Source organism: Sphingomonas sp. DG1-23 (genome assembly GCF_030730875.1).
Taxonomy (GTDB): Bacteria; Pseudomonadota; Alphaproteobacteria; order Sphingomonadales; family Sphingomonadaceae; genus Sphingomonas.
In genome coordinates this window covers 308502-333736 of record NZ_JAVAMA010000003.1, presented here as the reverse complement: position 1 = coordinate 333736, position 25235 = coordinate 308502, and the positions used below count along the sequence as shown (strand labels likewise).

Below are 25235 nucleotides of genomic sequence, written 5' to 3'. Positions count from 1 at the left end.
ATTATCCCGGTGGAGCCGAATGCTATCTGCTCGTTCGAGGAGATAGCCAATGTTCGAGCAGACCCGCAGTGCAATCGTAACCGGTGGTTCCCGGGGGATCGGCGCGGCAATCGCGCGTCGACTGGCTGCGGATGGATTCGCCGTGACGGTCAACTATGCCCATGGCCGCGAGGCGGCCGACGAGCTTGTCGGCGCGATTGGCCGGGCGGGCGGCCGGGCAATCGCGGTGCGCGCCGATGTCGCCGACACCGGGGAGATGTCCGGGCTGTTCGACGCCGCTGAACAGGCGTTCGGCCGGGTCGACGTGCTGGTGAACAATGCCGGCATGATGAAACTCGCCCCGATCGCGGACTTCGACGATGCCGCCTTCGCGCAGCAGGTGGCGATCAATCTTGGTGGCGTGTTCCGCGGGATGCGCGAGGCGGCGAAGCGCCTTGTCGATGGCGGGCGCATCATCAGCTTCTCGTCGAGCGTCGTCGGTCTCTACCAGCCCGGTTATGGCGTCTACGCCGCGACCAAGGCGGCGGTCGAGGCAATGACTCACGTCCTGGCCAAGGAGCTCGGCGCCCGGCGGATCTCCGTCAACGCCGTCGCGCCGGGGCCGGTCGCGACCGAATTGTTCCTCGCCGACAAGTCCGAAGATCAGGTCGCGGCGATCGCCGGCACGAACCCGTTCGGCCGCATCGGCGACCCCGAGGATATCGCGCGCGTCGTCGCCGTGCTGGCAGGTCCCGACGCGGGCTGGATCAACGGCCAGGTGGTGCGCGCCAATGGCGGCGTGATCTGAGGAGCAGGACGATGGGCAAGACCATTCTCGTAACCGGCGCGTCGAGCGGCTTCGGCCGGATCATCGCGCGCGATCTCGCGCTTGCGGGCCACGTCGCTTATGCATCGATGCGCAGCACGCGCGACAGGAATGCGCCTGCGGTCGCCGAGGCCGCCGCCTGGGCCGGCGAGTACGGAGCAGATCTGCGTACGGCAGAACTCGACGTGCAGGACGAAGCCTCGATAGCGTCGGCGGTCGACGCGATCATCGCCGATCAGGGGCGACTGGATGTCGTCGTCCACAATGCCGGGCACATGACCTGGGGGCCGAGCGAGGCCTTCACGCCCGCGCAGCTTGCCGAAGTGTACGACATCAACGTGCTCGGCGCGCAACGGGTGAACCGGGCGGTGCTGCCGCACATGCGCGCGGCAGCCGACGGGCTGCAGATATGGATAGGCAGCAGCAGCGTCGCAGGGGGCGTGCCGCCGCTGCTCGGCCCCTATTTCGCGGCCAAGGCCGCGATGGACGCGCTCGCGATCTGTTATGCGAAGGAACTGGCACCGCTCGGCATCGAAACCTCGATCGTCGTACCGGGCGCCTTCACCACCGGCACCAATCATTTCGCGCATGCCGGCAGCCCGGCCGACGCGCAGACCGCCGGGCAATATGCCGCGGCCTGGCCCGCTGCATTCGCCGACCGGATAAAGGATGCCTTGGCCGCGACCGTCCCGGAATCGGCGGACCCGGCGGCAGTCGGCAGGGCAGTCGTGAATATCGTGGCCGCACCTCGCGGCGAGCGGCCGCTCCGCGTCCATGTCGATCCGGCCAGCGACGGCGCGGAAGTGAGCTTCGCGGTGATCGACCGGGTTCGCGCCGAATTTCTGCACCGGATCGGCCATGCCGATCTGCTGCATCCGCGGGCAGGGGGCTGAGCGATGGCGCCAGGCCTCCTGTCGGCGCTGCCCCCGCGCGTCTTTGCGGCCGGCGAGCCGGTCGCCTATGCGGCGTTGCGACTGGGCTATGGATTGACCCTGGTCACGCACGGCGTCCCCAAGCTGTTCGGACTTCCGCACGGCTCGATGGCGGATCCCATGGCGGGCTCGACCCGGCTGATCGATACGGTGCTGGGCCTGCCGTTCGCGCCGCAGATCGCCATGGCGATCGCCGTGCTCGAGGGCGTCGGGGGCGCGATGCTCGCCGCCGGATTGGCGACGCGGATGCTGGCGTTGGCCTTTGCCGTGCAGATGGTCGCGATCTGCCTCGCGCTCGGGCCGACCTATCCGTGGATCGACCGCGGTATCGAATATCCGATCATTCTCGGTCTCGTCGGCGCGGCCGTCGCGATGCGCGGGGGCGGGCGCTTTTCGCTCGACCGAATGATCTCCAACCGCAGCTGATCAAACCACGGAGCTCCTCATGCCTTTCGTCAATTTCAAGATTCCCGAAGCCGCGCTGTCCCTCCGCCAAAAGGAAGAGATCGTCCACCGCACCACCGACCTGCTGGCCGAGTATTTTTCAGAGGCCGCTCGCCCGCATACGATGGTCCTGATCGAGGAGGTCAAGGATGGCGGTTACGCGCGTGCGGACGAAGTGTTCGTAATTCCGCAGGCGTATCGGGCCGGGGATTGAGTCCATTGCCCGGCGCGAGGCGCTGCAGGCCGGTCGTCGTCCTTGCGCAGCTTGGCCGCGCGCGGGAGGGTTTCGAAAGGAGGACCAGCCATCCAGTGCCGGGCGCCGGACCTGCATCAGCTCGCCGCGCTGTACAAGGCACCGGGCGGCGGATGGGAAGCGGTCGACCGGGCATCGCCGAGTGCGATCTTCCCGACGCGGTCCTTCTATCGAGCCGTCGATTGGGCCTCGACGCGCCGTTCGGCGCGCGGCATCTTGCGACAACCCCGGGACGGGCGGGCGCGACACCGGCGCGAATGCCGCTGCGTCGGATACGCCCGATCCGGCCATCGAAGAGGAGGAATAGCTGATCTCCGGCACCGAAGCCGCCTTCACCCGCGTGCCGCCAGTGGTCGATGCCGCCTTCGCCTGAGCGTAGCCCGCGCCGACTGGTGCGCCATGTCTCGCGGACGCTATGGCTGGCGCTCGGCTTGCTGTTCGTCGTCCTCGGGTTCATCGGGGCGCTGGTGCCGCTGATGCCGACGACGATCTTTCTGATCCTCGCGGCCGGTTGTTTCGCGCGTTCCTCGCCGCGGCTCGAGGCCTGGCTGCTCGGGCATCCCCGCTTCGGGCAGACGCTGCGCGCATGGCAGGAAGAGGGCGCGATCGGCCCCCGGGCGAAGGTGCTGGCGTGTACCGGGATCGCGCTGGGCTACGGACTCTTCTGGTGGGGCGCGCGTCCGGGTCTGGCGGCCGAGACGATCGTCGGGCTGGTCATGGCCGGATGCGCGGCATTCATCGTGAGCCGTCCGGCGCCGCAACCAAAAGACGCGAGATAGGCGAAGCCTCGCGAACGAGACGGGTCGATTGGCGATCGGGCGCGGGAGCACCGATGCTCCCGCGCCTTCCGTCAGCCGATCCGCACCGTGAGCTCGACGTCATCGGTGAACGACATCGAGATATATCCCCCGGCGATCGAGCCCACCTGCTCGAGATATTCCGGGCAATAGTCCGCATTGTCGGCGACGATCACCGCGCCCGGGCGCAACCGGGGCTCCAGCAGACCCAATATGTCGGCATACAGCGCCTTCGCGCCGTCGAGCAGGACGAGGTCGATGGCTTCCGGCAGGGCCGATGCGAGACTCTCCAGCGCGTCGCCCTCGCGAAACTCGACCAGGTCGGCAAGGCCGCCTTCCTCGAGATGCGCTCTCGCCTGCGCCACTTTCGACGGCTCGAACTCGCTGGTGATTAGCTGGCCGCCGCCATTGTCGCGCAGCGCAGCGGCGAGGTGCAGCGTAGAAAGGCCGAACGACGTCCCGAACTCGACGATGGATCGCGCGCGGGTCGCCCGCGCTAGCATGTAGAGCAGCTTTCCGGTCTCCCGCGAGACCGGCAGCGCGAAGTCCTTCAGGTTCGCGTACAGTTCGCGATAGGCGGTTTTGCTTCGCATCAGGCGATAGCGCTCCTCGCTCGACAGCGACGCGAATGCCGGGCTTGCCGAGGGCGAAGACGCCTCCGCCGCAGCGAACAGGCGATCGAGCAGCGGCGCCACGGGCGCCGCAGTGAGACTGGTCATGCATTTTCTCCGGTTTCGAGCAGCGATTGCTCGCCGGATTAAATACGATTAGTTCGTCAGGTTTCCTATTCGCATTGGCTCGGGATGACTGCAAGGACCCCTCAGACCCCGCGTGTCGCCTCGCGCAAACACCCCCGACAGGCACGTTCGAACGATCTCGTCGCGGCGGTGCTCGACGCGGCTATTCAGGTTTTGGCGAACGAAGGTGCGCAGCGATTCACCACCGCGCGAGTCGCCGCGCGTGCCGGCGTAAGCGTCGGGTCGCTTTACCAGTATTTCCCCAACAAGGCGGCGATTCTCTTCCGTCTGCAAAGCGACGAGTGGCGCCGCACGACGCAATTGCTCCGCGAGATCCTGGAGGACAGGGCGTGCCCGCCCCTGCTGCGGCTGCGCAGGCTCGTGCATGCCTTTATCGGTTCGGAGTGCGACGAGGCGACGGTGCGGCTGGCGTTGAACGACGCGGCGCCGCTCTACCGCGATGCGCCCGAGGCGTCCGAAGTGCGGGCCTCGGGAGAGCATATCTTCGAGATATTCGTGCAGGAGGCGCTCCCCCGGGCCTCGGCGGAAACGCACGCGCTCGCCGCCGATCTGATCAGGACGACTCTGAGCCAGGTCGGCAGCAGCTTCTCGGAGACGCCGCGCACGCCTGCGGAGATCCTGACCTATGCCGATGCGCTCGCGGACATGCTGTGCGTCTATCTCGAGGGCCTGATGACGCGTAATCCGGCGCCGGAGCGCGCGCGCTAGTCCATTGCCTGCAGGCCCATCCGGGATTTGCTGACGGCGATCGCTGATGGCTGGGTCGCCAAATACGCCCGGGGCCGCTCAAGACCAGGCGCGTCAAGATGCTTACGGCGAGGCCAATACAGTGGCGCTGGCGCCCTGACGCGACCGGAAGTCCGGTAGAGATCATCCAGGACCGGCCCGCTTTTCATGGCAGAGCGGGACGGGCAGCTATTTCGCGCCGACGGTCTTCAATTGCTTCTCGCGAATGGCGAGAAACTCGGATCCCGGCTTCCAGCTCGGCCATTTATCGCCGTGCGCAAGCTCGCTGCCGACCTGCCCGGCGAGCGCGATGTCCTGCAATGCGCCGTCGAGCTTCCAGTCCGGGGCCCAGGCGTCGCAGGCCTGATGATAGCAGTTGCCGGTATAGGCATCGATCCACGCTTGTCCCGCCGCGGTGCCGCCCGCCTTCAGGTCGGACGCGCCGGCAATGCCCATCAGCAACATCACGGGCACGCCACGTTTGGCGAAGGAGAAATGGTCGGCACGATAGAATAGGCCACGCTCCGGAAGGCTTTCGGGCGTCACCCGGCGGCCCTGGCTCGCGGCGACGCGCGCCATATCGTCCTCGAGCGAGTTCTGCCCCTTGCCGACCAGCACCACGTCGTTGGCAAGCCCGGCGGTCTGGAGGATGTCGAGCGTCAGGTTGGCGACCGTCTTCTCCATCGGGTAGACCGGATTGGCGGCATAATATTCCGATCCCAGCAGCCCGCGCTCTTCCGCCGTCCATGCCGCGAAGACGACGCTGCGGGCAGGGGGCGGAGCCGCCATCATCGATCGCGCGATCTCCAGCATTCCGGCAATGCCCAAGGCGTCGTCATTGGCACCGGCGCGATAGATCCGGCCTTGCGCGTCGGGCGCGCCCTTGCCGTATGCGTCCCAATGCGCACCGTACATCACCACTTCGTCGCCGCGGGTCGTGCCGGGAATGCGTGCGAGGACGTTGTGGCTGGTCAAAATTTCGTGCGTGACCGGGATATCGGCGTTGAACCTGACGCCCTTGAGCTCGACGGGGCGAAACCCCGGCTGGCGCGCGGCCGCCTTCATCGCATCCAAATCGAGTGCGGCCGAGGCGAAAAGGCTCCTTGCCGTCGCTTCCGACAGCCATCCCTGGAGCCGCACGCTGGTCAGCGCGTCCGGCTTTCGCGCGATGTCGTAATTCTCGCCGCCGGGGCTGACGACGACGTTCCAGCCATAGCCCGCGCCTGCGGTATCATGGACGATCAGCGCGCCGATCGCGCCCTGCCGCGCGGCCTCCTCGAACTTGTAGGTCCAGCGTCCGTAATAGGTCATGGTCCGGTCGCCGAAGCGGCCCGCGACGGCTTCGCCCGGCCTCGCTTCGAAATCGGGATCGTTGACGAGGAAGACGACGACCTTGCCCTTCAGGTCCGCGCCCTTGAAATCATCCCATTTGCGTTCCGGCGCGTTGACTCCGAAGCCGACGAACACCATCGGCGCGTCGATCATGGCGCGGTCGTCGGGACGAATGGTCGACAGATAGATGTCCTTCGCCATGTCGATCGGCGTCGTGCCTTTGGAGCCGCTGAAGGAAAGCATGGCCGGCTTGCCGAGCCGGGTATGGAGCAGCGGCACGCGCTGCACCCATTGGCCGTGGGGCCCGGCGGGCTGGAGGCCGAGGCTCTGGAATCGGGCGATCAGATAGCCGATCGTCCGATCTTCGCCCGCCGTGCCGGGCGCGCGGCCCTCGAACGTATCGGACGCGAGCGTCTGGACGGTCTCGGTGACGCGTGCGGCGGCGCCGTCTTGTGCCCATGAAGCGAAAGGGGCGCCGGCGAGCAGGGTTGACGCAAGCGCGAGTCGAAAGGATGTCATGCCGCGGGTTTAGGCTCCGGGCTCCTGCAGGCAAGGCCCGCAGCTCGCCTCACATCGCCATTTCGGATGCGACCGGCGCTGCAGCGGGCGACATGACCGAGACGGTGACCTGGCGCTCGCCCGCCTTTTCGAATTCGAGCGATAGTGGAATGGATTGCCCGGCGGTGAGCGGCCGGTGCAGATCGGCCAGCCAGACGTGCAATCCGCGCGCGTTCAGGCGCACCGGCTCGCCCGCCGGAATATCGATGCCCTCGATATATTTCATCGCCATCGTCCCGTTACGGGCCTCCATCGTCATCAGGTCGGTCTTTCCGGCGACGGGAGTCGAAGCGCCGACGAGGCGATCTGCGCTACCCGAACGGATCGTCATGTAGACGGCGGCATTTGCCGTACGTCCGACACTGTCGCGGGTCCACACGTCCTTCACCTCGAGCGGCGCTGGCTGGGTGCAGGCGATGACGGTCACCGGCAGAAACAGGGCGCAAGCCAGTCTTCTCACGGCACTCTCCCCTTTGACGTTCGGTTCCATGCCCCTCGCGGCGCTGCCGAGCTTCCACGAACTTCGCCGGAAATACGAGCGGGAAATTCATGTCTCCCGCCCCCGCGCTCCCGGACCATCCGACACGGTCTGGACGCGCGCCCAACCGGCTGCGACCTCGGTTGGAGTCGCCCTTGTACGCCCCTGGATGCGCCGCTAGCCATACGAACCATGGAACCGGAGCGGCCATCGCAATCATCCGCGGGCGTCGATCGCAATGTCGGCCGGCGCTGGCTTTTGCGCGGCGCGCTCGGCGCGGGTGCGGCCGCCGCCATAGAGCTCCCGGCGCGCAGATTCCTGTCGCCTGCTCCCGCCGTCGAGCCGGTCAAGGTCGGCGGTCTGGCGGTGACCTGCAATCTGACCCTCCCGATCGCCAGCGCCGCCAACGAAGCCGCCAACCCGTTCGGCATGAGCGATGCAGCCCAACTCGCATTCAAATTCAGCAAATATACCGGTTGGCCCGAATTGAAGGAATCGCTGATGTCCGGCGATCTCCAGGCGGCCTATATGCTCGCCCCGCTGGTGATGGACCTCGCCGACAAGCAAGTTCCGGTCAAGATCGTCTCGATCGGCCACCGCTCGGGCGCGGTGATCATGGTCCGCACCGATGCACCCTATCGGCGCTTCCGCGATCTCGCCGGCAAGCGTATCGCGATCCCCAGCCGCTTCGCCGTCGACTTCCTGTTCCTGCGCAGGATGCTGGCCAATGAAGGCATGACGCCCGACGATGTCGAGATCGTCGAGATGGCGCCGGCGGACATGCCCGCCGCGCTCTACGTGAAGGGAGTCGATGCCTATTGCACCGGCGAGCCCTTCGGCGCGGCGGCGCAGAGCGCGGGCTATGCGCGCGTGCTGCGGATGACGCGCGACGAATGGCCGCGATACATGTGCTGCGTGCTGACGGTGCGCGAGGAATTGATCCGGAAGAACCGGCCGCTGGTGCAGAACCTCGTCAACTACGTGCTCGCCGCGGGCGCCTGGCTCGATGGGCAGCGCCAAAACCGCGAGAAGGCGATCCAGCTCGCCGCGAGGCGCGAATATTTCAACCAGGATCCCGAGATATTGCGGTTCGTGATGAGCAACCCGTCCGATCGCGTGACCTATGGCGATTTGCGCATGATCCCGCGCGAGTTCGAGGAATTGATGGAAATGGCAGTCGCGGCGGGCGCGCTGTCGCGCCCGGTTCCCTATGCGAAATATGTCGACGAGAGCTTCGCACGCGCGGCGCGGCCCGCGTCGATCGCGCTCTGACCATGCGTCTGCGCGCCCGAAGCCTCGCCGCGACCCTGCTGCTGGCACTGCTCGTGGCGGGCGCCGCTCTGATGTTCGTGGAGCGCAAGCCCGCGCCGCCGCCGCAGGGGATGCGGGCCGGGGCGTTCGATCCGCCGCACGCCGCGCCCGATCTTTCTCTGCGCGGGTCCGACGGGTCGGAAGTGACGCTCGCGCGCTACCGCGGCAAGGTCGTGCTGCTGACGTTCGGCTTCACGTATTGCGCGGCGGTCTGCCCGACGACGCTGGCGACGCTCACGCAGGCGCGCCGCGGCCTCGGTGCAGATGCGGATGCGGTGCAGGTGATCTTCGTCACGGTCGATCCCGAACGCGACGATGCCGCCCAGATGAAGCAATATCTCGCCGCTTTCGATCGCAGCTTCATCGGCGCGACGGGCACGCCCGAAATGCTGGCAAAGGCGCGGGCAGCCTATGGCGTCGCGGCGACGAAGGAGGGCGCCGGTCCCGATTATGCGATGGCGCATACCTCGTCGATCTTCCTGATCGATCGCGCCGGCAAGCTGCGGGCGATGATGCCGTTCGGGCACGAGGCTTCGGACTTCGTGCACGACGTGAATCTGTTGCTGGCGGAATAGGGCATGCGATCGCCGTCCTCGAACCGCTTCCTCGACCTGCGCATCCTGGCATGGGCATTTGTCTCGCTCGTGCCCGGCGCGATCGGCTGGGCCGCATTGGCGCCGATACGGGTGGCTTCGCACGAGGAGCTGTTCGAGATCCCGCGCGGCACCTTTGCGCATCGCATGGCAGGGGAGAGGCGCGAGATCCTGCCGCAGACCATCCGGCTGACCGTGGGGCTCAACGACGTGCTGGCGTTCCGGAACGCCGATACCGCGCCGCATATCTTCGGCCCGACATTGATCATGCCGGGCCAGACCTTCCGCCTGCCGTTCAGGACGGCATCGACCTATAGTTTCGTGTGCACCGCGCATGCCAACGGCCAGCTCGAGGTGATCGTGGCGCCGGCGCCCGCGCCGGGATGGGAAAGGTTCCTCTGGCGTTGGCGCAAACTGACGGACAAGGTGTGAGGATGGGAACGGTGCGGGGGCGGTCGCGGGGGACCGCGCGGAAAACGGACGGCAAGCTGGAGAGGATCGTGCCCCCGATCCTCCTGATCGCGTTGCTGATCGCGGTCTGGTGGATCGTCGTGGCGCGGAGCGAAAGCCCGATCTTCCCGACCCCGGCGGAAGTGGCCACCGGCGCATGGGGGCTCCTGCGCGACGGCACCTTGTGGCAGCATATCGAAGCGTCGCTGCTCCGCGTCGAGCTCGGCTTCGGGCTGGCCTTTCTCGTCGCGGTGCCGCTGGGCCTGTGGATGGGCTGGGTGTCCAGCGCCTTCTATACGCTGAACCCGCTCTTCCAGATGCTGCGCCCGATCTCGCCGATCGCCTGGATCCCCGTCGCGATTCTATGGTTCGGGGTGGGCGACCTGTCGCCGATATTCCTGATCTTCATATCCTCGGTATTCCCGATGATGGTGCAGACGACGATGGGCGTACGCACGATCGACCGGCGCTATCTGTGTGCGGCGGCGAATTTCGGCGTTTCGCGCCGGGTGCTCTTCACCCGCGTCGTCATCCCCGCGGTGCTGCCGGAGATCATCATCGGCATGCGCATCGGTCTCGGCGTCGCATGGCTGGTGGTGGTCGCCGCCGAGATGATCGCTTTGAACACCGGTCTCGGATACCTGATCATGGACTCGCGCAACGCCGGCAACCGCTACGATCTGGTGATCGCCAGCATGATCATCATCGGCGTCATCGGATTGCTGCTCGACGGGGCCACCCGCCTGCTCGAGCAGCTCAGCATCGTGAAGTGGCGCTATGTCCGCTAAGATCGTCGTCGACGGCATCACCAAGGGGTTCGGCGCGCTTTCGGTCGTCGACAATGTCAGTTTCGAGGTCGGCGACGGCGAGTTCGTCGCGATCGTCGGCCCGTCGGGCTGCGGCAAGTCGACGCTGCTGAACATCATCGCCGGCTTCGAGCGCCCGGACCGCGGCAGTGTCAGGGTCAACGGCGTCGAGCGGGCCGGCCCGAACAAGAACGGCATCATGATCTCCCAGCACGGCTCGGTGTTCCCGTGGCTGACCGTGCAGGAAAATCTCATGTTCGGGCTGACCGGCACCAGCCATGACCGCCAAGCGGCGCGTGCCGAGCGGTACATCGCCATGGTCGGGCTCGCCGGGTTCGAGAAGGCATATCCGCACGAGCTGTCGGGCGGCATGCTCAAGCGCGCCGAGATCGCGCGCGCGCTCGTGGTCAAGCCCGAGATCCTCTACATGGACGAACCGTTCTCGGCGCTCGACGCGCTGATGAGCCTCCGAATGCAGACCGAGCTGCGGCGTATCCTCGACGAGGAGCGGCACACCGTGCTGCTGATCACCCACGATGTCGAGGAGGCGATCTACCTCGCCGACCGCATCCTCGTGCTGTCCCCCCGGCCAACCACGATCCAGACCCTGTTCGACGTCGATCTGCCGCATCCGCGCAAGCTTTCCGATCCGAAGGCGCAGCGCTTGCGCGAGGCCATCCTGAAGGAACTCGGCCTCTAGCGATGCAGAGCCGCCTGCGGCTGGTCAGGCGGCGGAGGGTGGCAATCCGTTTCCGGACGTTCTGAGCCCGATATGTCGGAAGAACGGTGCACGCACTTTTGGCCGGGTCAGCGTGGGCGGTCGCCCCGACCTTCCGAGGTCGAGATTGGGGACAAGGAGGTCTGAAGACTCTCCATTAATCGCCGAAGGTGAATGGGGCGGCGAGTGGCACCGGCGTCCCGCCTATCGAGAGATCCCTGAATTTCAGAGCCTTGGTAAACTTTAGGGTCTTGCTCCATTCTTGGATATATCACCCTGTCGCGCGCACAGAGCGGGACCGGAAGTAGAGCCATATCCGGCGCCGGGAGGCGCGATCATGGCTGGACGGGCACTCAACAAGCTGAGCGCGACGCAGGCGACGAACGTCCGACAACGGCGGCAGGCGATCAAAGGCCGGATAAAGGCGTTGCATGATCGGGAGGCCGCCTTCGGCAGCCGGTGTCCGGTTCGCCGGCAAGATCGAGCAGATCAACCTTGCTTCGTGGCAGTTTGCTTTGCACCGCGCTGCCGGTTGTCTTCGCTCGCGATAGTCGATGACTGCCGCGAGTCGATTGGCTGATCCCATGCAATTCAGGATACCGTCGATGCCGGCGGCAGAAAAGACTCGGAATTCGGGTGGAGCGCAGGCTGCGCCCATAGGGCTGCGACGAGAAAGGTGCCTCAAGGTGATTATGGCATGCGTCGCTGCTTGTTCTCACGGCCCCTACGATCACTTGGTCTGGAGGACTATGGCGGCCATCTTCTTTTAGCAGGATAAAATCATTTAACTTGAATACAGTACAACGAAAATATCGATTCTACATGCCCTGTCTTGTATGTATCGAATATATCAAGTATCATCCCAACGACTAGCTCTTGTGCCAAGTTGGTCTTTTCGATATAGCTAGCGCTCTGGTACGATGTCTATTGGCCGTACCGAGGTGCCATTGCATCGTTTCAAGTCCATCCGTTGATGAGGAGGGAGCTATGGTTGCTGCAAGTTTGAAATTTGCTGAGTCCGATGGCCTGAAGATCGCCTACACGCCAACCGACGCCCGTGCGTCCGGTGCTGCTCTCAACAAGGCCATCATTGCCGCAGCATGCAGCGGGCAGATGGACTTTGCCGATATCGGTGGTCCCGTGATGCGAGTGGACTTCCGGGGCCAGGGCGGCAGCGAGGCACCGCGCGAGATCGATGACTTTTCCATCAACGGCTACGCCGCGGACATGTTGTCCGTTGCGGATGCGGCGGGGGTGAAGACGCCGATCGTGCTGGGATATTCGCACGCCGCCGACGGCGCAGCTCTGGCTGCGTTGGATGAACCTGGCAGGGTCCAGGCTTTGGTGCTGGTCGAACCTGCCATGTTGCTCGAAAAAGGGCATCTTCAGCGGCGGGTCAAGCTGCTCGAGGCCGGCAAGGTGGATGAAGCGCTTCGCCTGACCTTCAAGTTCGCCAACCCGAGGATCTCCGGCGAAGAACTTGAAGCGGCGATTGCGCACGCCAAGGAGTTCTACGGCAAGAGCGGCGCTTCGTTTCTTGGGGAGACGCTCGCCCGACTCCATTCGCCAATCGACGAAGGTCGGCTGGGCACGATCGGGGTTCCCACCCTGGTCATTGGCGGAACGCGCAGCAGCATCCGGTCGAACGTGGCGCGTGTCGCAAAGGCAATCCCCAACGCCTCGGTGATGTGGATAGACGGAGCGGACCATTTTCTCGCCGGGAAAACCAAACAGGTGATGCAGGTCATCAAGTCCTTCGTTGAAACGCTCAGCTGACCGGTGTTTCGGAACGTCGGGCCCACCAGAAAGTGGGGCCGACGTTACGCTTGGACAGCGGTGCTTCGTGCACGTCGGATTTGCCGCTGTCGTTTCGGCTTGAGGTCGGCCGTGCACCTTTTTCCGATGCTGTGATCCTCGGCATGGAGGGGACAAGTACCCAGTGAATGAGCCGGTACATCGGCCGAGGCCAGCAACGATTGGCAACGCGGTGCCGCTCGATCTGACCGGGGTCGGAATATATTGTTCGGTAGCCAAAGATTATACGGAACTGGTCGAAGCCGTCACCAATCCCGTGCAGGCCATTGGAACCATGCCCTACGGGAAGGTTCCTCACGGCAAGGCCGGTTTTGCGGGTCAACCCGCCATCCCCTTCCATGTCCCCGCGCGGGCTTGGCGCATGGCCGAGCGCGCTGTTCGCGAAGCGTTGGCAATGAGCGCGCTCGGTGCGGCAGACCTTACCCGGTTTGGCGTCATCGTAACCACATGCTGGGGCGACATCGAAGATGTTGAGAGCCAGTATGCAGCGCTGAAAACGACCAGCAAAAGTGCCACGGCTCCGCTGTCGCGAAAGGCTAGAGGGGCCTTGGCGGGTTATCCGCTGGGATCGATTGCAAACCGGATCGCCAGGCGATTTGGATTGCATGGTCCGATCGTTACGATCAGCAATGCCTGCGCATCGGGCAACATCGCATGCAGTGTCGCTCAAGAGCTGATCGAGCAGGGCGATGCTCGAGGCATGCTGGTCGTCGGCGCCGAACGGTTCACGCTCACCGGGGTTTGGGGAGCGGAGCGATCCGGGTTTGTCGGCCGCAGCTTGCGGCCTTTCGATGCGCAGCGCGCTGGAACCGTCTTGGGGGAAGGGGCCGCTGCGATACTGCTCGAGCGCGATGGCCGCCAACGCGCCTTGGCCAGTTTGCGCGGTTCGGCAATGTCTTGTGAGGATGGTGCGGACATCATCCTCTTCAAGGAGGACGGGCAGGCTTTCACGACCGCGATGCAGGATGCCTTGGCGGCCGGCGGGCTCGCGCCGTCGGAGGTGGATTTGATTTCGACCCATTCGCCGGGAACGCCGCTGATCGATCTGCTCGAAACCAGGGCAATCGGGAGACTCCTGCGCGGCACTGCAAAGCATGTTGGCGTCAACGCCTTCAAATCGATGACCGGGCACATGTCCGGCGCCTCGGCCGTTGCCGAAATTGTCGCCTGCGTCGCACAGATGCGCGCCGGGATAGTTCACGGGAACGCCGCGCTGACGGTGCCCGATCCGGCCCTCGGATGCTCGGTCATGCCAGCGCAATCGCTGGAACGTACGGTGTCGATAGCATTGTCGAACGCCTGTGGCAGCGGCGGCATCAACACGTCGGTTGCATTGGCTACCTGTCGTCCGCGCAAGAGTATCGATACTGCGGATAAGACCGAATGCGCTGTCGCGATCACCGCTGTGGAAGCGGTGCAAGCTCCCGCCGAGGCGACGGACTGGTTCGAGTCCGACGCCTGGTTCGACCGTTCAGAGGGAGTCTGGGAAATGAACCGGTCTGGCCAGGTCGGAGCCATTGCAGGAATCATGGCTGCCCGCGCCAGTGGTCTGTTCGACGGGGATCCAGCCATTGGTCGGGACACCGCGATCCTCAGCGGATCCTGGATCGCGGGTGCTCCTTTCGCCACCGAGGCCTTTTGCGAGGGCCTGTCGAAACAACCGCCGCTGTTCCTGCCCAGCATGGCATTCAATAACGGATCGCATCTCGGGTCGATCATTCTCGCCAGACGTCTTGGTCTGATCGGCTTCGCAACCAACTATTGCGGCCATCTCGCTTCCGGCCTCCAGGCATTGATCGCGGCTGGCCGACTTATCCGCCGGAGGGCGGTTCGGGCGGCGCTCGCCTTGTCCTATGATGTCGAGCACCCCCGCCTTGCCGAAATCGCTCGCCGCCTGCCGAAGATAGACCTTGCCGGTCTGCGCGACGGCGCGGGAGCGTTGCTGTGCGAGGCGCGCGAGTCCGCGCTCGATCGCGGTGCGCCAGTTCTTGGTCTGTTGCGCGGCGGACGTGATTTCGGCGATCGCCTCGGGCTCGCCGACGAAGGTCTGAACGCGGTGCTGCGCAAGCTCGGTCCTCTGCTATCCGGAGACATTGGGACGATCATAGTGGCGTCTCCGGGCGGAGCGGGTTTGCGCGCGCTTGCGGCACGGATCGCCAGCGGCAAGGACTCGTGCAGCATCTGCGACACCCGGGAGGTGCATAGCGGTGCGGCGCAATTTGCGGTCGCGCTAAGATCGGTACTGCCGATTTGTCGACCGGTACTCGTCTTGGTCGGCGAGGATCACGGCGCCAAGGCCGCAGTGCGCATCGAGCCGCTCTAAAGGCCGTGCGCTGCCTGTTCGTCACATGGTTCGGAGGCGGCAACGTCAGGCCGATCATGGCCGCGGCGCGCGCCTGGCAGGATGCCGGGGGTGAAGCGATGATCCTGTCGAATGCTGCGCTGCAAGCTCAGGCAGCGGCGGCAGGACTAGGCTTCACGAGCTTCTCCAGCTATGCCGCGCACGATCCGGGGCGTCGCGACAGGGACATCGTGCGCGCGCATGAGGGCGAATCCGTCGCCGCGCGTAACCGTATAATCGCCGACCGGTTGGTCTTCGGTCCTGCCCCGTCCATCGCCGCCGACGTCGCGGCCTTGTCGGACGCCTTTCTGCCGCAGGTTATGCTGATAGACTATACCTTGCCTGGCGCCATGTGTGCGGCCGAAAAGCTGGCTATTCCGTATCTGGTGGCTTCCGACACGGTCTATCCGCTGCCGACGGCCGCTCCGCCGAGACCGTCGCTCTATGCCAGCCTGTTTGCAAGGATGATCCGTCCGGAACTGGCCGCGGATGCCCGGATCAACCGGCTGCGCGGCAGCCTGGGCCTGTCGCCCTGGCTCCATCCCGAGGATTATCTGCGGGGCGCGGTAGAGACCGTCGTGATGAGCTGGCCGCAACTCAACGGATTTCCCTTGCCGGAGAAGGCCAGTTTCGTCGGGCCGCAGTTCGCACCCTGCGGGGCTCCGAAAGGCCGCCATGATTGCCGGCTCGTCTTCTGTTCGCTGTCAACGATCATTACGCCCGAGCAGGACATTTTCTTGAACAACCTGCTTCGCGCGGAATTGCCTGCCGGGATCGAGCTGCTCGTCGCAGGAGGGGCTTCGACCCCTGACTCCGCGGCCACGGGCAAGGTGTTCCGCTTTGTCGATTTCGATGCGGTTCTGCCCCGTTGCCGCTTGATGATCAATCACGCAGGCAACGGGACGGTCGTACGCGCCGTGGCCTGCGGGGTGCCGCAGATATCGGTGCCGTTTATTCAAGACCAGTTTGAATCGGCGCGAATGCTCGAAAATCTTGGTGTGACGGCGACATTGTCGAAGACTGCCAGTCCAGTCGAGATCGGGGGCGCCATTGCCGCAGGATTGAACGACGAGAGCCGCCTGGATCGCGCGCGCGACCTGGCAGCGGCAATCGCGAGGAGTTACGTCGCCGGCGAACTGGTGAGAAAGCTCAGGTCGGCGGCGCGGGCGTAGGCAGCTCCGGTATTGGCCCCAGGGCGAGTTCAAGGCCGCACAGCACGCAGACAGACTGACCTTCACCTGTCAGGCGCAAAAGATGCGCGCAGTCTTCCGGTGCCATCGGGTCTTCGGCGAGCATGGCGCCCATCAGGCAATACGCGCCCATATCGAGGAAGTTCTCAGCCAGACTTTCATCGTCGACAATGTCACCGTGCAAACAGGAGGCAACACGCTGCAGTTTGGTTCGGATCCAGCCGAGGACTGCCGGCAGGCCCTCGCGGCGGAACTGGCTGCGATAGACCTGATTGCGCTCCGCAAACAGCGACACGGTACGCCGCGCATACTCCGAGAAGAGTTCGGTCTCGATTTCGAGGTAGCGATCGGCTGAGGGCGTTTCAGGCAATGCAGACACTCCCGTGATAGGTGATCCACTTTCCGCCCATGGTCCTGAATGCTCGTTCGCGAACTTCTATTTCCGGAAGGAAATTCCAGGCAAACATTACCAGATAATCATAGCGATCGACCAGGTCGGGGGCAGGAAACCGGATCGGAATGCGATCGCAAGGGGAGGTCAGGCCCACCTTTTCCGGCGTCGTATCGAAGATGCAATCGAGTTGCTTGCGGCCAAGCCCTGCGAACGTCAGGGCAACCGAACTCTTGGCGGTGGCACCATATCCTGCCACGGCGGAACCGGCCCGTCGCAGCCGGTCGAGCGTCTGTCGGAGCGATTGGGCGGAATGCGTCGCCGCTGCAGCAAAGTCGTTCCAGGCATCCGGATCCAGCAAACCATGGGCCTGTTCGGTGCGAATTGCTTCGCGAACCCTTGGGGAGGGTGATTTCGCTCCGGGTTTCGCCAGGCTATAGCGCAGCGATCCGCCTTGCGTAGAGACCGGTTGGCAATCGACGAGCTCGAGTCCGTACGAGCGCGCCAGCCTGTCGACCGCAGTCGCGGAAAACGTATAGACATGCTCGTCATAAAACAGATCGAACGCACGTCGCTGCATCAGTTCGAAAAGCGAGATCGCTTCGAAGACAAAACTGCCGTCGGCCGTCAAGCACGCACAGATCTGTTCGATCGTTCGACGCAGGTCGGAGATATGGGCGATCACGTTTGCCGCGACGATCAAGTCGGCTTTGCCATATTTCGCAAGAACGGACCGCCCGGTCTCGGGGTTGAATTCCGCATTCAGGACCGTCACGCCGCTTGCTGCCGCCTGCGCGACCGCACGGCGCGCCGGGTCGATGCCGAGATGACGCAAATGACGCTCGGCGAAATGTCGACTGAGCGTGCCGTCGTTACACCCGATCTCGACCAGCAAGGGGTCCGGCTTGTCCGCGACCAGATCGAGGCAATACTCCGCCAGGCACTGCAAGTGGTCCCGCATCGTCTTCGAGACGCCGCTGCGATAGGGGTATTTCTCGGAAAAGACGGTCGCCGAGGCCGGGCGATACCTGAGTTGTGCAAGACCGCAATCAAGGCAGATCTGAGGAAGCAGCTCATATTGAACGGAACTGGGCGCCTGATCGGGCAGGAGAAAATCTTGCGCCAGCGGCTGTGTTCCGAGCGACATGATCGGCAAGGGTGCGGACCCGCATAGCGGGCAACGGATCGTGCATTCGTTCGGCGCTGGCGGGAGACCGGTCACGAGACGCTGAGCCTCGCGTGAGCCCTTTGTCCGAACGCCATCCCCCCGATCCCCTCGGGAGCGTCAGCACCGAGCAAAGCCGCCAATGTCGGCGCGATGTCTTCGAGGCGAAAGGCGGGGCCGTACTCAGGGTCGAAGTTCAGCGCCTGGAAGAACCCTTGATCACGATGCCAGCCGGTTTGGAGATGGCGATTGACATGGTTCGCCCAGCGACGGTCGCCCATTGGCGGTCGGCGAGGGTCGGACGGCTCGACCACGATGTCGGGAGCGAGCGACAATTTGCTTCCGGAGTATATCTCCGCCGCCTGCCAGACCGAGGCGAACATCGGCAGCCCATCTTCGTCGCGCAAGCTCCGCAGAAATTCCGCAGCGTCGTTGCAAAGTGCCGGCGAACGTCGACCGTCCCCTTCGCGGCAGACGAAGCCGTGCGATCCCTGTGGCGTCTCGCGGACGAACGCGGATCCCGGCACGGTCTGCAGGTTGTCGTCGAGAGCGAGCAGCCCTTCACGCTCGAGTAAACTGTCGATCGAGACGAAGGCGTCGAGGGGGCCAAAGCCGATTTCGCTGAAAACGACCATCGGATCGCCGTCGGCAAGTCGATGCAACCGGGCCAGTGCCGAATCGACCTGCGCATAGGCCTGGAGAAGAGGAGATGGCGCCTCATGCAGCGACGAGACCGCGCCAAAGTCCTGCCAGAAAAAATGCGAAATCCGGTCGATCAATGTCAGATTGATAATCAGGATGTCCGCTTCGGCGCCCAGTCGAATCCCGACATCGAGTTGATGGCTGGCGATCTTGCCCGCCCTGTCGAGCAGCCACTGTGGCCCATCGCCGCGGTAAAAGGCCGAAACGTCGTGGCCGAACGCCAGTCCTTCCCTGTGGAGCCTTTGGGCAAGATCAGGCGGATGGGTGAAATGTAGCGTTTGCTTCATCAGGTAGCTTACGAGGCTTCCCTCAATCTCGCGCGCCGGGTGGGTCAACTGAACATTGACCACGGCTTTGCGGAATCCTTTCAGTTCTGACCAGTTCCAGAACCAATCGCGGTGGACGTCGCTCGAAGCAAGGACGCCCGGCCGGCCGCCATTCGGATCGGTCATGTGCCAATAGGAGAAGCATCCATGCTCACCCCGTGGGGTTCCGGTAAACGCTGTGGCGAGGTTCGACGGCTCATAGGGCGCCGGACCGCAGTACAATGCCTGCCAAGGTCGATCTTGGCAGTATTCCTTCCACCATGGCGAGCGCCCCAATGCGCTCGCCGCATCGAACATATCGCGAGTTGCTCCTTCGACAATGGCAACAATGATCGTCATCGATCTATCGACTCCAGCATCTGAATATGTCTTCTTCGGATCGAAGAGTACTCAAAGTTGAGAATCATTTGCCTATTTGCCTACATGATGCGATGATTGTACAAGTGACGACGGGCTGTAAAGAGGTTAAAGTCAAGCGCGTTTTCGCGAGCGGGTATGACAGTGGAAGCATTTCCATAGAATTTTTGAGATATTTCGGAGACGTTTAGCTTTATATCTTGACGAGGGGATGGGTTGGAGGGAGGGCGTTATGGTTTCCGCCGAAGCTGCATGCCGGGGCGCGACGCTGCCAGTGATTGCGGCGGGGCGACGGGATCGTGCGATCGACCATGTGATCTTCGATCTCGATGGTACCATTCTCGATAATTCGCGGACCATGAGGCGCGCCTTCGATGAGGCTTTTCAGGAATGCGGCGGTATCGGAGACTCGCCTTTCCCCGAGTTGGTCTCCCGGCAAGGTCAGCCCTTTGGGATGATCCTGGAGCAGCTAGGCCTGCCTTTGGCGATGGAGCCTGCTTTTTCGCGCTTAAGTCGCCGCTATGTCGACCTGACCTGTCCTGCCAAGGGGATTGGCGAGGTGCTTGCGGACCTGCAAAATGCAGGGGTCTCCCTCTCGATCGCTTCCGGGAAATCCCGTTCTCGGGCGCGCTGGGTGCTCGAGCATTTCGACCTGCTCAAATATTTCCATCGGATCATCGGCAGCGACGATGTCGCTAATGGCAAACCCGCGCCCGATATGGTGCTGCGTTGCATCGGCGAAGCGGGGATCGCTCCGCGAGACACGGTGATGATTGGTGATGCGCACGCGGATTATCTCGCTGCACGGGGCGCTAAAATTCGATTTGTTTTGGCGACGTGGTTTCAGCACGCCAACATTGACGACAATGAAATCATAGCTGTTCAATCGCCGTTCGAATTGCGTGACCTTGCGCTTGTCAGCGTGAAATCATGCTAACGACCAAACAGCTGCAAATCGGCTGTGCCGAGAGAGAGATAGCAAAAGTTATGATATCTCCGCGATGGAACTCAGATTCCTCTGAGCTAAAGCGAACTATAGAAGAAGTGTTGGGTCCTAAGGGGATTTCGGAAGAAGTTTCCTTTCGGGCGATGTTCGGAGGGTATATGGCCTATACCATGGGGCGGCCTTTCGCGTCGCTGTCGAATGCGGGAATTGCCCTCAAATTGCCCGAGTCCGACAGGGCAGCTCTGCTTGGGGAGGCGCGGGGCTATCCGCTGCGCTATGATCCCGATGATCCTCCCAGCAAGAGCTACACCGTCCTGCCTGAGGAATCCTATGGTCCAGGGCGTGAACGGCTGGAGAAAATGCTCGCCGCCAGCATCGCTTTTTGCCAGGCGCAGCCGTTGAAGCCCAAGCGTCGCCGTAAGAACTAGTGTTCCTATGCCGGACGCCAGACCCATCCTTGGGATAGCAGGCTGCGGTTGGGTGACGCAGAATTGCTACGCGCCGCATCTCGCCGGGGCGGCGGCGCGCTTCAGGGCGGGCCCCTTGTTCGATACTGACAAGGGCAGAGTCGGGCAGGCCTGCCGCCAGATCGGGGGATGGCCGGCAGATGACCTCGCCAGCCTTCTCGGGGCATGTGACGCCCTGTTGATTGCGACGCCCAACGCACTGCATTTCGATCAGGCACGCGAGGCGATTGCCGCCGGCCGACCCGTTCTGATCGAAAAGCCTGCCTGTATCCAGGTGGCCCAGGCCATGATCCTGGCGGAGGCGGCGGGGCAGGCGGGGGTGGGGGTGATGGCAGCGGATCCAACCTGCCGCCGCCGCGACATCGCCTGGTTGCTGCGCCATGCCGGCGAAATTGGGGTCATCGACAGGATCGAGCTCGCGTGGCACCGCCGATCAGGCGCTCCGGCCAAGAACTGGCATCATGCTGATGCAGGCGGCTGGACGGGCGTATTTCCTGATCTGGGCGTACATTTGGTTGACATCGCGGGTGCCCTGCTTGGCTATCCGCAGGACTTCGTCGAACTGGTATCCGCGAAGTGGGAGCGTTCGGCGGTGGTCAGTACCGCTGGTTGGCACGGGGTCAGCAAATCGATTCCAAGCGAGGTTCCATCGGCAGCCCAGCTTGAGTTCGTGCAGGCAGGCGTGACGGTCCGTATCGCAGTTTCCTGGCAAAGTCTCGAGCCGGGCGATCGGACCACGATCCGCGCCTTCGGCAGTAACGGGCAAATCGAGTTCGATGGATTGATCGGTTGCTCGAACGACCATGCTTTGAACCATGCGCACACCAGGCACCTCGACCGATCCGGAAATTTCGTGCGCGCGGCTAGATTTCCTGTCTGCCCAGATGAACATGTCATGGCGTTCGCCAAATTGCTCGGCGCGTTCGAGCAGGTGACTATCGGGGCGGATAGCGACCGATTTCGTCGCCAGGCCGCGTTCGTCGCCGCCTTCTGTGAGCAGGCGACGCTTTCTGCCGAATGCTGTCAGGTGTGAGTAGGAGGGACGCCGCCATGCAGACGAATGCGCTTGGAGTTCCAGCCTGGCCGATCCATGGGCCAGAAGAAGCGGAGGCGGTGCAGCGTGTTCTGGCCAGCCGGACCTGGTGGCGGGGATCTGGCAGCGAGTGCGACCTGTTCGAGGCCGAGTTCGCCAAATTCCTTGGCCTTCGCCATGCAAGGTTGACCTCAAGCGGATCCGGCGCGCTGGAGATCGCCTTGCAACTGGGCGATATTTCCCCGGGAGACGAAGTTCTGGTTCCGGCGTGCACGTTCATCGCAACGGCTTCCGCGGTGCTGCGAATGGGCGCATGTCCGATCCCGGTCGATGTCGAAGCCGAAACATTGTGCATCGATCCTGAGGATCTCGAGCGAAAGTGTACGCCGAGAGCGCGAGCGGTGATCCCTGTGCATATGGCCGGGCAAGGCTGCGAAATGGACGCCATTATGGCAATCGCCCGCCGACATGGCCTGTTCGTAATCGAGGATGCGGCGCATGCGCATGGCGCGCGGTGGCGCGGCAGTCCACTGGGCGGATTTGGCGATGTGGCCATTTTCAGTTTCCAGAATGGCAAGCTGATGACTGCGGGCGAAGGCGGCGCGGTGGTCACCAACCGCGACGATCTCGCCGAGCGAAGCTTCGCTTTGCATTCCTGCGGACGACCGCGTGGCGATACCGACTATCGCCACCTCGAAATAGCCGGCAACTGGCGCGCGCCTGAGTTGGTGGCTGCCGTGCTCAGGGCGCAGCTTGCGAGATTGCCGGGCCAATTGGCGCTCCGTGAAAAGCGCGCGCCGGTGTTCGATGGCCTGCTGGCCCGAAACCCGCGCTTGCGACCGCTGAAATCGAAGCCCGATACCACGCTGCACAGCCATTATATGGCCATGGCCTGGGTCGACGCCGACGAGCCGGGCTGTATTGATACCGCCGACTTGTCGATGCAATTGCGCAGGCAGGGCATCCCCGCCTTCAAGTGCTTCCCCCCGGTTCATCATACCAGGATGTTCGAGCCGGCCCAGCTGCGATTTGCGGCATTGCGGTCAGATTTCAAATTTCCGGACTACCGTTCGCTAACGACTCCAGTGTCCGAAGCGGCAGGAAAGCGGGTGTTGTGGTTCCACCACTCCGTCCTGCTGGCCGACGAGGCAGTACTGGAAAAGCTGGCAACAGAGGTTTCAAGGTCGCTCGGCAACTTCGTTCCTACGAAGAACAAGGAGATGGTTCATGTCTAGATTGAGATCGATCCGGCTGCTCGTAGAAGACTATCCAGCGAGCTATCGCTTCTACAGCGAGAGGATGAAATTGCCCGTTTTGTACGGCGACGAAAATGGTCCTTATGCCGAATTCGGAGAAGAAGGAGAGGTAAGCCTTTCAATCTTTCAGAAGGACATGATGCTGGATGTGCTCAAGGACGAGGGAGGTGAGTCCGACCCGGCAGATGATTTCATGCTGATATTCAAAGCCGACGGCACAGTTGACGAGGAAAGCGCCGAGCTCGCTACGCATGCGACCCCTGTCGTCGCACCGACAGATCGCGCCGCCTGGGGGGTGCGTGCAGCCCAGTTCCGGGATCCGCAAGGCTTGCTCGTCGAAGTCAACAAGGGCTTTGACGAGTAGGCCCGACCCAACGCTTGCGTCGAAAGTGTGAGGGGAGCGGCCTTTGTCGACTGCCATATATGATGCCGTTGCTTCGGGATTTGCGAAGTCAGCGAGGTCGCGAGGCTTCAGCGGGGACTTGCTGGCGCGTGGTCAGTCGGGCTTTGATCGTCGCGTCGCGATCGAGAACGGCGCGCGCGTCGCGTTGCCGGCGATCGTGGTTTCGCCGCGCTGCGTCCGCGACGTTGCCCTGGCCGTCTCCATTGCCACCGAGCATGGCTGGCCCGTTTCGATCAAGGGTGGCGGCCATGGCGCAGCGGGATTCTGCCTCGTCGAAGGCGGCGTGACGATCGACATGCATCGCCTTGACCGCATCGCGATCTCGCCGACGGGGGACAGCGTCATGGTCGAGGCCGGCGTCCGTTGGCTCGATGCATATGCCGCCCTTGCTGCTTTCGATGAAGCCTTGGCGCTCATCGGGGGGGCGTGCGCCGATGTCGGGGTCGCCGGATTCCTGCTTGGCGGGGGGTATAGCTTCCTGTCGCGGAAGTTTGGCCTTGGCTGCGACCATGTGCGCGCCATGAAAATGGTCTTGGCGGATGGATCGGCGGTAGTTGCTTCGCAAGACAGCAATCCGGACCTGTTTTGGGCGTGCCGAGGCGGCGGCGGCGGCAACTTCGGCGTCGTAACCGAGTTTGAACTCGCCACGGTACGCCCCGATCACGCGGAACTGGCGTTCGTCGAATGCGTCTTTTCTGACGGCGCGATTGCGCCAATGCTCGAACGCTATCACGCATGGGCCGCCTCGCTGAGCACCGACATCGCTGCCTATGGAAGGTGGTTCGCTGCGGGAGCGACTGGATCCGGACAGCGGGTGCAGCTCACGTGCGTCGGCGATTGTCCGCCAGAAGAAATCGTCGCACGACTAGAGCCATTGCTCACCCTTGGCGGGGTCATCGTCGATGTCCAGCGATCCACCATGCATCGCTTTGCAGACACGTTAGGGGAGCGGACGAAGTTGGGCGGCAAGCCTGCCCTGGTTCGATCGGGCTTCGTTCAGTTCGGCGCTGCATGGCCGAGGATGGGCGAGGTGCTTGCGAAGTCGATGGCGAGTGCCCCGAACTCGGATGCGATCATAATCTGGACTCATGCGGGCGGCCGGATTGCCAGCATTCGCCCGGATGAATCCGCGTTCGTTCATCGTTCGGCCGATTACCTTCTGGAAATGAAGGCGCCGTGGCAGACGGGTGATCAACAGATTGCGGTGAAAAAATGGGTCGATGCGTTGTTTGATGGACTTGGATCATATATTTCCGGAGCATACGTCAATTATGCAGATCCGGAACTTAAAGATTGGGAGCAGGATTACTACGGAAAAAATGCGAATAGATTAAGAAGTATTAAAAAGGATCGTGATCCGTTCAACGTGTTTAATTTCGCGCAATCTATTGACGGGTTCAATTTATGAAAATTGGATCGGAATCACGCGAAATGCAGTCGGATTTCGAAGAGGCTGGACAGAGTCTGCTCCCGCTTTCGGCTTGGTTGCTGGGATTCCCCGAGAGCAGTTCGACGATGTTTGCGAATCGCAGGGAGCTCGCCGAAACCTTGTTGCGGCGTTTGCTCGCTGATGGGCGCGGAGCGCCGCTACAAGAGCTTCAGGACAGGTTTCACGCCGCAAGAAAGGTCGACGCGGCGGAAGTGCTTGCAACGCTAGGCTGCGCGGCGAGGTCGGTCGCGCAGACGATCATGGCGGCTTGGCTGCTGGGCAGATATCTGCCGTTCGAAACCGAAGATTGCACAGGATCGGTCCAGGCCGGCGTCATGGGGGCGGAGGCCTATCGACAATCGCTGGTTTGGCACCTGATCGGGGCAACGCCTATGGGCGTTCCGCAGGGCGGCCCCAATTCCTGGGCCTTGCCCCCGCGGAACATGGTGTGAC

General features: G+C 63.3%; 27 protein-coding genes. 21 read left to right on the top strand and 6 right to left on the bottom strand.

Features of this window, described 5'->3' with window-relative positions:
• Positions 1–49: 49 nt before the first annotated feature.
• From Q9Q95_RS07200 to Q9Q95_RS07180, 5 genes are all read left to right on the top strand, one after another.
• The gene (locus Q9Q95_RS07200; RefSeq protein WP_306095425.1) at positions 50–787 is read left to right on the top strand and encodes an SDR family oxidoreductase; all 738 of its coding nucleotides are present in this window, start codon (positions 50–52) and stop codon (positions 785–787) included.
• An 11-nt stretch (positions 788–798) separates the two neighbouring features.
• Complete coding sequence (locus tag Q9Q95_RS07195) at positions 799–1698, top strand: SDR family NAD(P)-dependent oxidoreductase (protein WP_306095424.1); 900 nt, start codon at positions 799–801, stop codon at positions 1696–1698.
• Positions 1699–1701: 3 nt separating this feature from the next.
• Entirely contained in the window at positions 1702–2163 is a 462-nt protein-coding gene (locus Q9Q95_RS07190) for a DoxX family protein (RefSeq protein ID WP_306095422.1), read from the top strand.
• Between the two features lie 19 nt (positions 2164–2182).
• The gene (locus Q9Q95_RS07185; RefSeq protein ID WP_306095420.1) at positions 2183–2395 is read left to right on the top strand and encodes a 4-oxalocrotonate tautomerase family protein; all 213 of its coding nucleotides are present in this window, start codon (positions 2183–2185) and stop codon (positions 2393–2395) included.
• Positions 2396–2790: 395 nt separating this feature from the next.
• Positions 2791–3213 (top strand): YbaN family protein, encoded by a 423-nt coding sequence (locus Q9Q95_RS07180; RefSeq protein WP_306095418.1) that lies wholly within the window; start codon positions 2791–2793, stop codon positions 3211–3213.
• Positions 3214–3284: 71 nt separating this feature from the next.
• Here Q9Q95_RS07180 and Q9Q95_RS07175 read toward each other — a convergent pair whose 3' ends face one another.
• Positions 3285–3950 carry an O-methyltransferase gene (locus Q9Q95_RS07175; protein ID WP_306095416.1) on the bottom strand — a complete coding sequence of 222 codons (666 nt, stop codon included), beginning with the start codon at positions 3948–3950 and terminating at the stop codon, positions 3285–3287.
• 168 nt (positions 3951–4118) lie between these two features.
• Between Q9Q95_RS07175 and Q9Q95_RS07170 the strand changes: the two genes are divergently transcribed.
• The gene (locus Q9Q95_RS07170; RefSeq protein ID WP_306095415.1) at positions 4119–4697 is read left to right on the top strand and encodes a TetR family transcriptional regulator; all 579 of its coding nucleotides are present in this window, start codon (positions 4119–4121) and stop codon (positions 4695–4697) included.
• A gap of 207 nt (positions 4698–4904) precedes the next feature.
• Here the strand turns inward: Q9Q95_RS07170 and Q9Q95_RS07165 are convergent, their stop codons facing one another.
• Both Q9Q95_RS07165 and Q9Q95_RS07160 read right to left on the bottom strand, forming a co-directional pair.
• On the bottom strand, positions 4905–6566 hold the full coding sequence (locus Q9Q95_RS07165) for a M28 family metallopeptidase (protein WP_306095413.1): 1662 nt from the start codon (positions 6564–6566) through the stop codon (positions 4905–4907).
• Positions 6567–6615: 49 nt separating this feature from the next.
• Positions 6616–7065 carry a copper chaperone PCu(A)C gene (locus tag Q9Q95_RS07160; RefSeq protein WP_306095411.1) on the bottom strand — a complete coding sequence of 150 codons (450 nt, stop codon included), beginning with the start codon at positions 7063–7065 and terminating at the stop codon, positions 6616–6618.
• Positions 7066–7341: 276 nt separating this feature from the next.
• Between Q9Q95_RS07160 and Q9Q95_RS07155 the strand changes: the two genes are divergently transcribed.
• From Q9Q95_RS07155 to Q9Q95_RS07120, 8 genes are all read left to right on the top strand, one after another.
• Positions 7342–8355, top strand: a complete 1014-nt coding sequence (locus Q9Q95_RS07155) for an ABC transporter substrate-binding protein (RefSeq protein ID WP_306095409.1) — start codon at positions 7342–7344, stop codon at positions 8353–8355.
• 2 nt (positions 8356–8357) lie between these two features.
• Positions 8358–8969, top strand: coding sequence for an SCO family protein (locus Q9Q95_RS07150; protein WP_306095407.1), 612 nt, complete (start codon positions 8358–8360; stop codon positions 8967–8969).
• A 3-nt stretch (positions 8970–8972) separates the two neighbouring features.
• Positions 8973–9419 carry a hypothetical protein gene (locus Q9Q95_RS07145; protein WP_306095405.1) on the top strand — a complete coding sequence of 149 codons (447 nt, stop codon included), beginning with the start codon at positions 8973–8975 and terminating at the stop codon, positions 9417–9419.
• 68 nt (positions 9420–9487) lie between these two features.
• Positions 9488–10225, top strand: a complete 738-nt coding sequence (locus Q9Q95_RS07140) for an ABC transporter permease (protein WP_306095403.1) — start codon at positions 9488–9490, stop codon at positions 10223–10225.
• Positions 10215–10943 (top strand): ABC transporter ATP-binding protein, encoded by a 729-nt coding sequence (locus tag Q9Q95_RS07135; protein WP_306095400.1) that lies wholly within the window; start codon positions 10215–10217, stop codon positions 10941–10943. The genes Q9Q95_RS07140 and Q9Q95_RS07135 overlap by 11 nt, the downstream gene beginning before the upstream one ends.
• A gap of 1005 nt (positions 10944–11948) precedes the next feature.
• Entirely contained in the window at positions 11949–12737 is a 789-nt protein-coding gene (locus Q9Q95_RS07130) for an alpha/beta fold hydrolase (protein WP_306095397.1), read from the top strand.
• A 211-nt stretch (positions 12738–12948) separates the two neighbouring features.
• Complete coding sequence (locus Q9Q95_RS07125; RefSeq protein ID WP_306095395.1) at positions 12949–15099, top strand: beta-ketoacyl synthase N-terminal-like domain-containing protein; 2151 nt, start codon at positions 12949–12951, stop codon at positions 15097–15099.
• 5 nt (positions 15100–15104) lie between these two features.
• Positions 15105–16289: a nucleotide disphospho-sugar-binding domain-containing protein gene (locus Q9Q95_RS07120; RefSeq protein ID WP_306095393.1), complete on the top strand. Its 1185-nt coding sequence runs from the start codon at positions 15105–15107 to the stop codon at positions 16287–16289.
• On the opposite strand, the gene Q9Q95_RS07115 is transcribed toward Q9Q95_RS07120, so the two are convergent.
• From Q9Q95_RS07115 to Q9Q95_RS07105, 3 genes are read right to left on the bottom strand one after another with little or no spacing between them, the layout of a single operon-like run.
• Positions 16267–16677, bottom strand: coding sequence for a hypothetical protein (locus Q9Q95_RS07115; protein WP_306095391.1), 411 nt, complete (start codon positions 16675–16677; stop codon positions 16267–16269). The genes Q9Q95_RS07120 and Q9Q95_RS07115 overlap by 23 nt on opposite strands.
• Positions 16670–17920, bottom strand: a complete 1251-nt coding sequence (locus Q9Q95_RS07110; protein ID WP_306095390.1) for a class I SAM-dependent methyltransferase — start codon at positions 17918–17920, stop codon at positions 16670–16672. Before Q9Q95_RS07110 ends, Q9Q95_RS07115 begins: the two co-directional genes overlap by 8 nt.
• Positions 17917–19230, bottom strand: a complete 1314-nt coding sequence (locus Q9Q95_RS07105; protein ID WP_306095387.1) for an alkaline phosphatase family protein — start codon at positions 19228–19230, stop codon at positions 17917–17919. The genes Q9Q95_RS07110 and Q9Q95_RS07105 overlap by 4 nt, the downstream gene beginning before the upstream one ends.
• Before the next feature lie 250 nt (positions 19231–19480).
• Here Q9Q95_RS07105 and Q9Q95_RS07100 point away from each other — a divergent pair, with 250 nt between their 5' ends.
• The 7 genes from Q9Q95_RS07100 (at position 19481) to Q9Q95_RS07070 (ending at position 25234) form a co-directional block, all read left to right on the top strand.
• On the top strand, positions 19481–20185 hold the full coding sequence (locus Q9Q95_RS07100; RefSeq protein WP_306095385.1) for an HAD family hydrolase: 705 nt from the start codon (positions 19481–19483) through the stop codon (positions 20183–20185).
• A 167-nt stretch (positions 20186–20352) separates the two neighbouring features.
• Positions 20353–20622, top strand: coding sequence for a hypothetical protein (locus Q9Q95_RS07095; RefSeq protein ID WP_371876705.1), 270 nt, complete (start codon positions 20353–20355; stop codon positions 20620–20622).
• Positions 20623–20629: 7 nt separating this feature from the next.
• Positions 20630–21694 carry a Gfo/Idh/MocA family protein gene (locus tag Q9Q95_RS07090; RefSeq protein ID WP_306095383.1) on the top strand — a complete coding sequence of 355 codons (1065 nt, stop codon included), beginning with the start codon at positions 20630–20632 and terminating at the stop codon, positions 21692–21694.
• Positions 21695–21711: 17 nt separating this feature from the next.
• Positions 21712–22929, top strand: coding sequence for a DegT/DnrJ/EryC1/StrS aminotransferase family protein (locus Q9Q95_RS07085; RefSeq protein WP_306095382.1), 1218 nt, complete (start codon positions 21712–21714; stop codon positions 22927–22929).
• Positions 22922–23314, top strand: a complete 393-nt coding sequence (locus Q9Q95_RS07080) for a VOC family protein (RefSeq protein WP_306095380.1) — start codon at positions 22922–22924, stop codon at positions 23312–23314. Before Q9Q95_RS07085 ends, Q9Q95_RS07080 begins: the two co-directional genes overlap by 8 nt.
• Before the next feature lie 118 nt (positions 23315–23432).
• A complete protein-coding gene (locus Q9Q95_RS07075) occupies positions 23433–24761 on the top strand; it encodes an FAD-binding oxidoreductase (protein WP_306095378.1) in 1329 nt (442 codons plus the stop codon).
• Positions 24758–25234 (top strand): hypothetical protein, encoded by a 477-nt coding sequence (locus tag Q9Q95_RS07070; RefSeq protein WP_306095377.1) that lies wholly within the window; start codon positions 24758–24760, stop codon positions 25232–25234. The genes Q9Q95_RS07075 and Q9Q95_RS07070 overlap by 4 nt, the downstream gene beginning before the upstream one ends.
• Position 25235 lies beyond the last annotated feature (1 nt).

Bases quoted from the DNA above. Each gene is read 5' to 3' on its own strand.
- Q9Q95_RS07130 (WP_306095397.1), top strand. From the start codon at position 11,949: ATGGTTGCTGCAAGTTTGAAATTTGCTGAGTCCGATGGCCTGAAGATC.
- Q9Q95_RS07135 (WP_306095400.1), top strand. From the start codon at position 10,215: ATGTCCGCTAAGATCGTCGTCGACGGCATCACCAAGGGGTTCGGCGCG.
- Q9Q95_RS07165 (WP_306095413.1), bottom strand. From the start codon at position 6,566: ATGACATCCTTTCGACTCGCGCTTGCGTCAACCCTGCTCGCCGGCGCC.
- Q9Q95_RS07070 (WP_306095377.1), top strand. From the start codon at position 24,758: ATGAAAATTGGATCGGAATCACGCGAAATGCAGTCGGATTTCGAAGAG.
- Q9Q95_RS07105 (WP_306095387.1), bottom strand. From the start codon at position 19,230: ATGACGATCATTGTTGCCATTGTCGAAGGAGCAACTCGCGATATGTTC.
- Q9Q95_RS07190 (WP_306095422.1), top strand. From the start codon at position 1,702: ATGGCGCCAGGCCTCCTGTCGGCGCTGCCCCCGCGCGTCTTTGCGGCC.
- Q9Q95_RS07185 (WP_306095420.1), top strand. From the start codon at position 2,183: ATGCCTTTCGTCAATTTCAAGATTCCCGAAGCCGCGCTGTCCCTCCGC.
- Q9Q95_RS07150 (WP_306095407.1), top strand. From the start codon at position 8,358: ATGCGTCTGCGCGCCCGAAGCCTCGCCGCGACCCTGCTGCTGGCACTG.
- Q9Q95_RS07195 (WP_306095424.1), top strand. From the start codon at position 799: ATGGGCAAGACCATTCTCGTAACCGGCGCGTCGAGCGGCTTCGGCCGG.
- Q9Q95_RS07085 (WP_306095382.1), top strand. From the start codon at position 21,712: ATGCAGACGAATGCGCTTGGAGTTCCAGCCTGGCCGATCCATGGGCCA.
- Q9Q95_RS07095 (WP_371876705.1), top strand. From the start codon at position 20,353: ATGGCCTATACCATGGGGCGGCCTTTCGCGTCGCTGTCGAATGCGGGA.
- Q9Q95_RS07175 (WP_306095416.1), bottom strand. From the start codon at position 3,950: ATGACCAGTCTCACTGCGGCGCCCGTGGCGCCGCTGCTCGATCGCCTG.
- Q9Q95_RS07080 (WP_306095380.1), top strand. From the start codon at position 22,922: ATGTCTAGATTGAGATCGATCCGGCTGCTCGTAGAAGACTATCCAGCG.
- Q9Q95_RS07180 (WP_306095418.1), top strand. From the start codon at position 2,791: ATGCCGCCTTCGCCTGAGCGTAGCCCGCGCCGACTGGTGCGCCATGTC.
- Q9Q95_RS07100 (WP_306095385.1), top strand. From the start codon at position 19,481: ATGGTTTCCGCCGAAGCTGCATGCCGGGGCGCGACGCTGCCAGTGATT.
- Q9Q95_RS07145 (WP_306095405.1), top strand. From the start codon at position 8,973: ATGCGATCGCCGTCCTCGAACCGCTTCCTCGACCTGCGCATCCTGGCA.
- Q9Q95_RS07090 (WP_306095383.1), top strand. From the start codon at position 20,630: ATGCCGGACGCCAGACCCATCCTTGGGATAGCAGGCTGCGGTTGGGTG.
- Q9Q95_RS07200 (WP_306095425.1), top strand. From the start codon at position 50: ATGTTCGAGCAGACCCGCAGTGCAATCGTAACCGGTGGTTCCCGGGGG.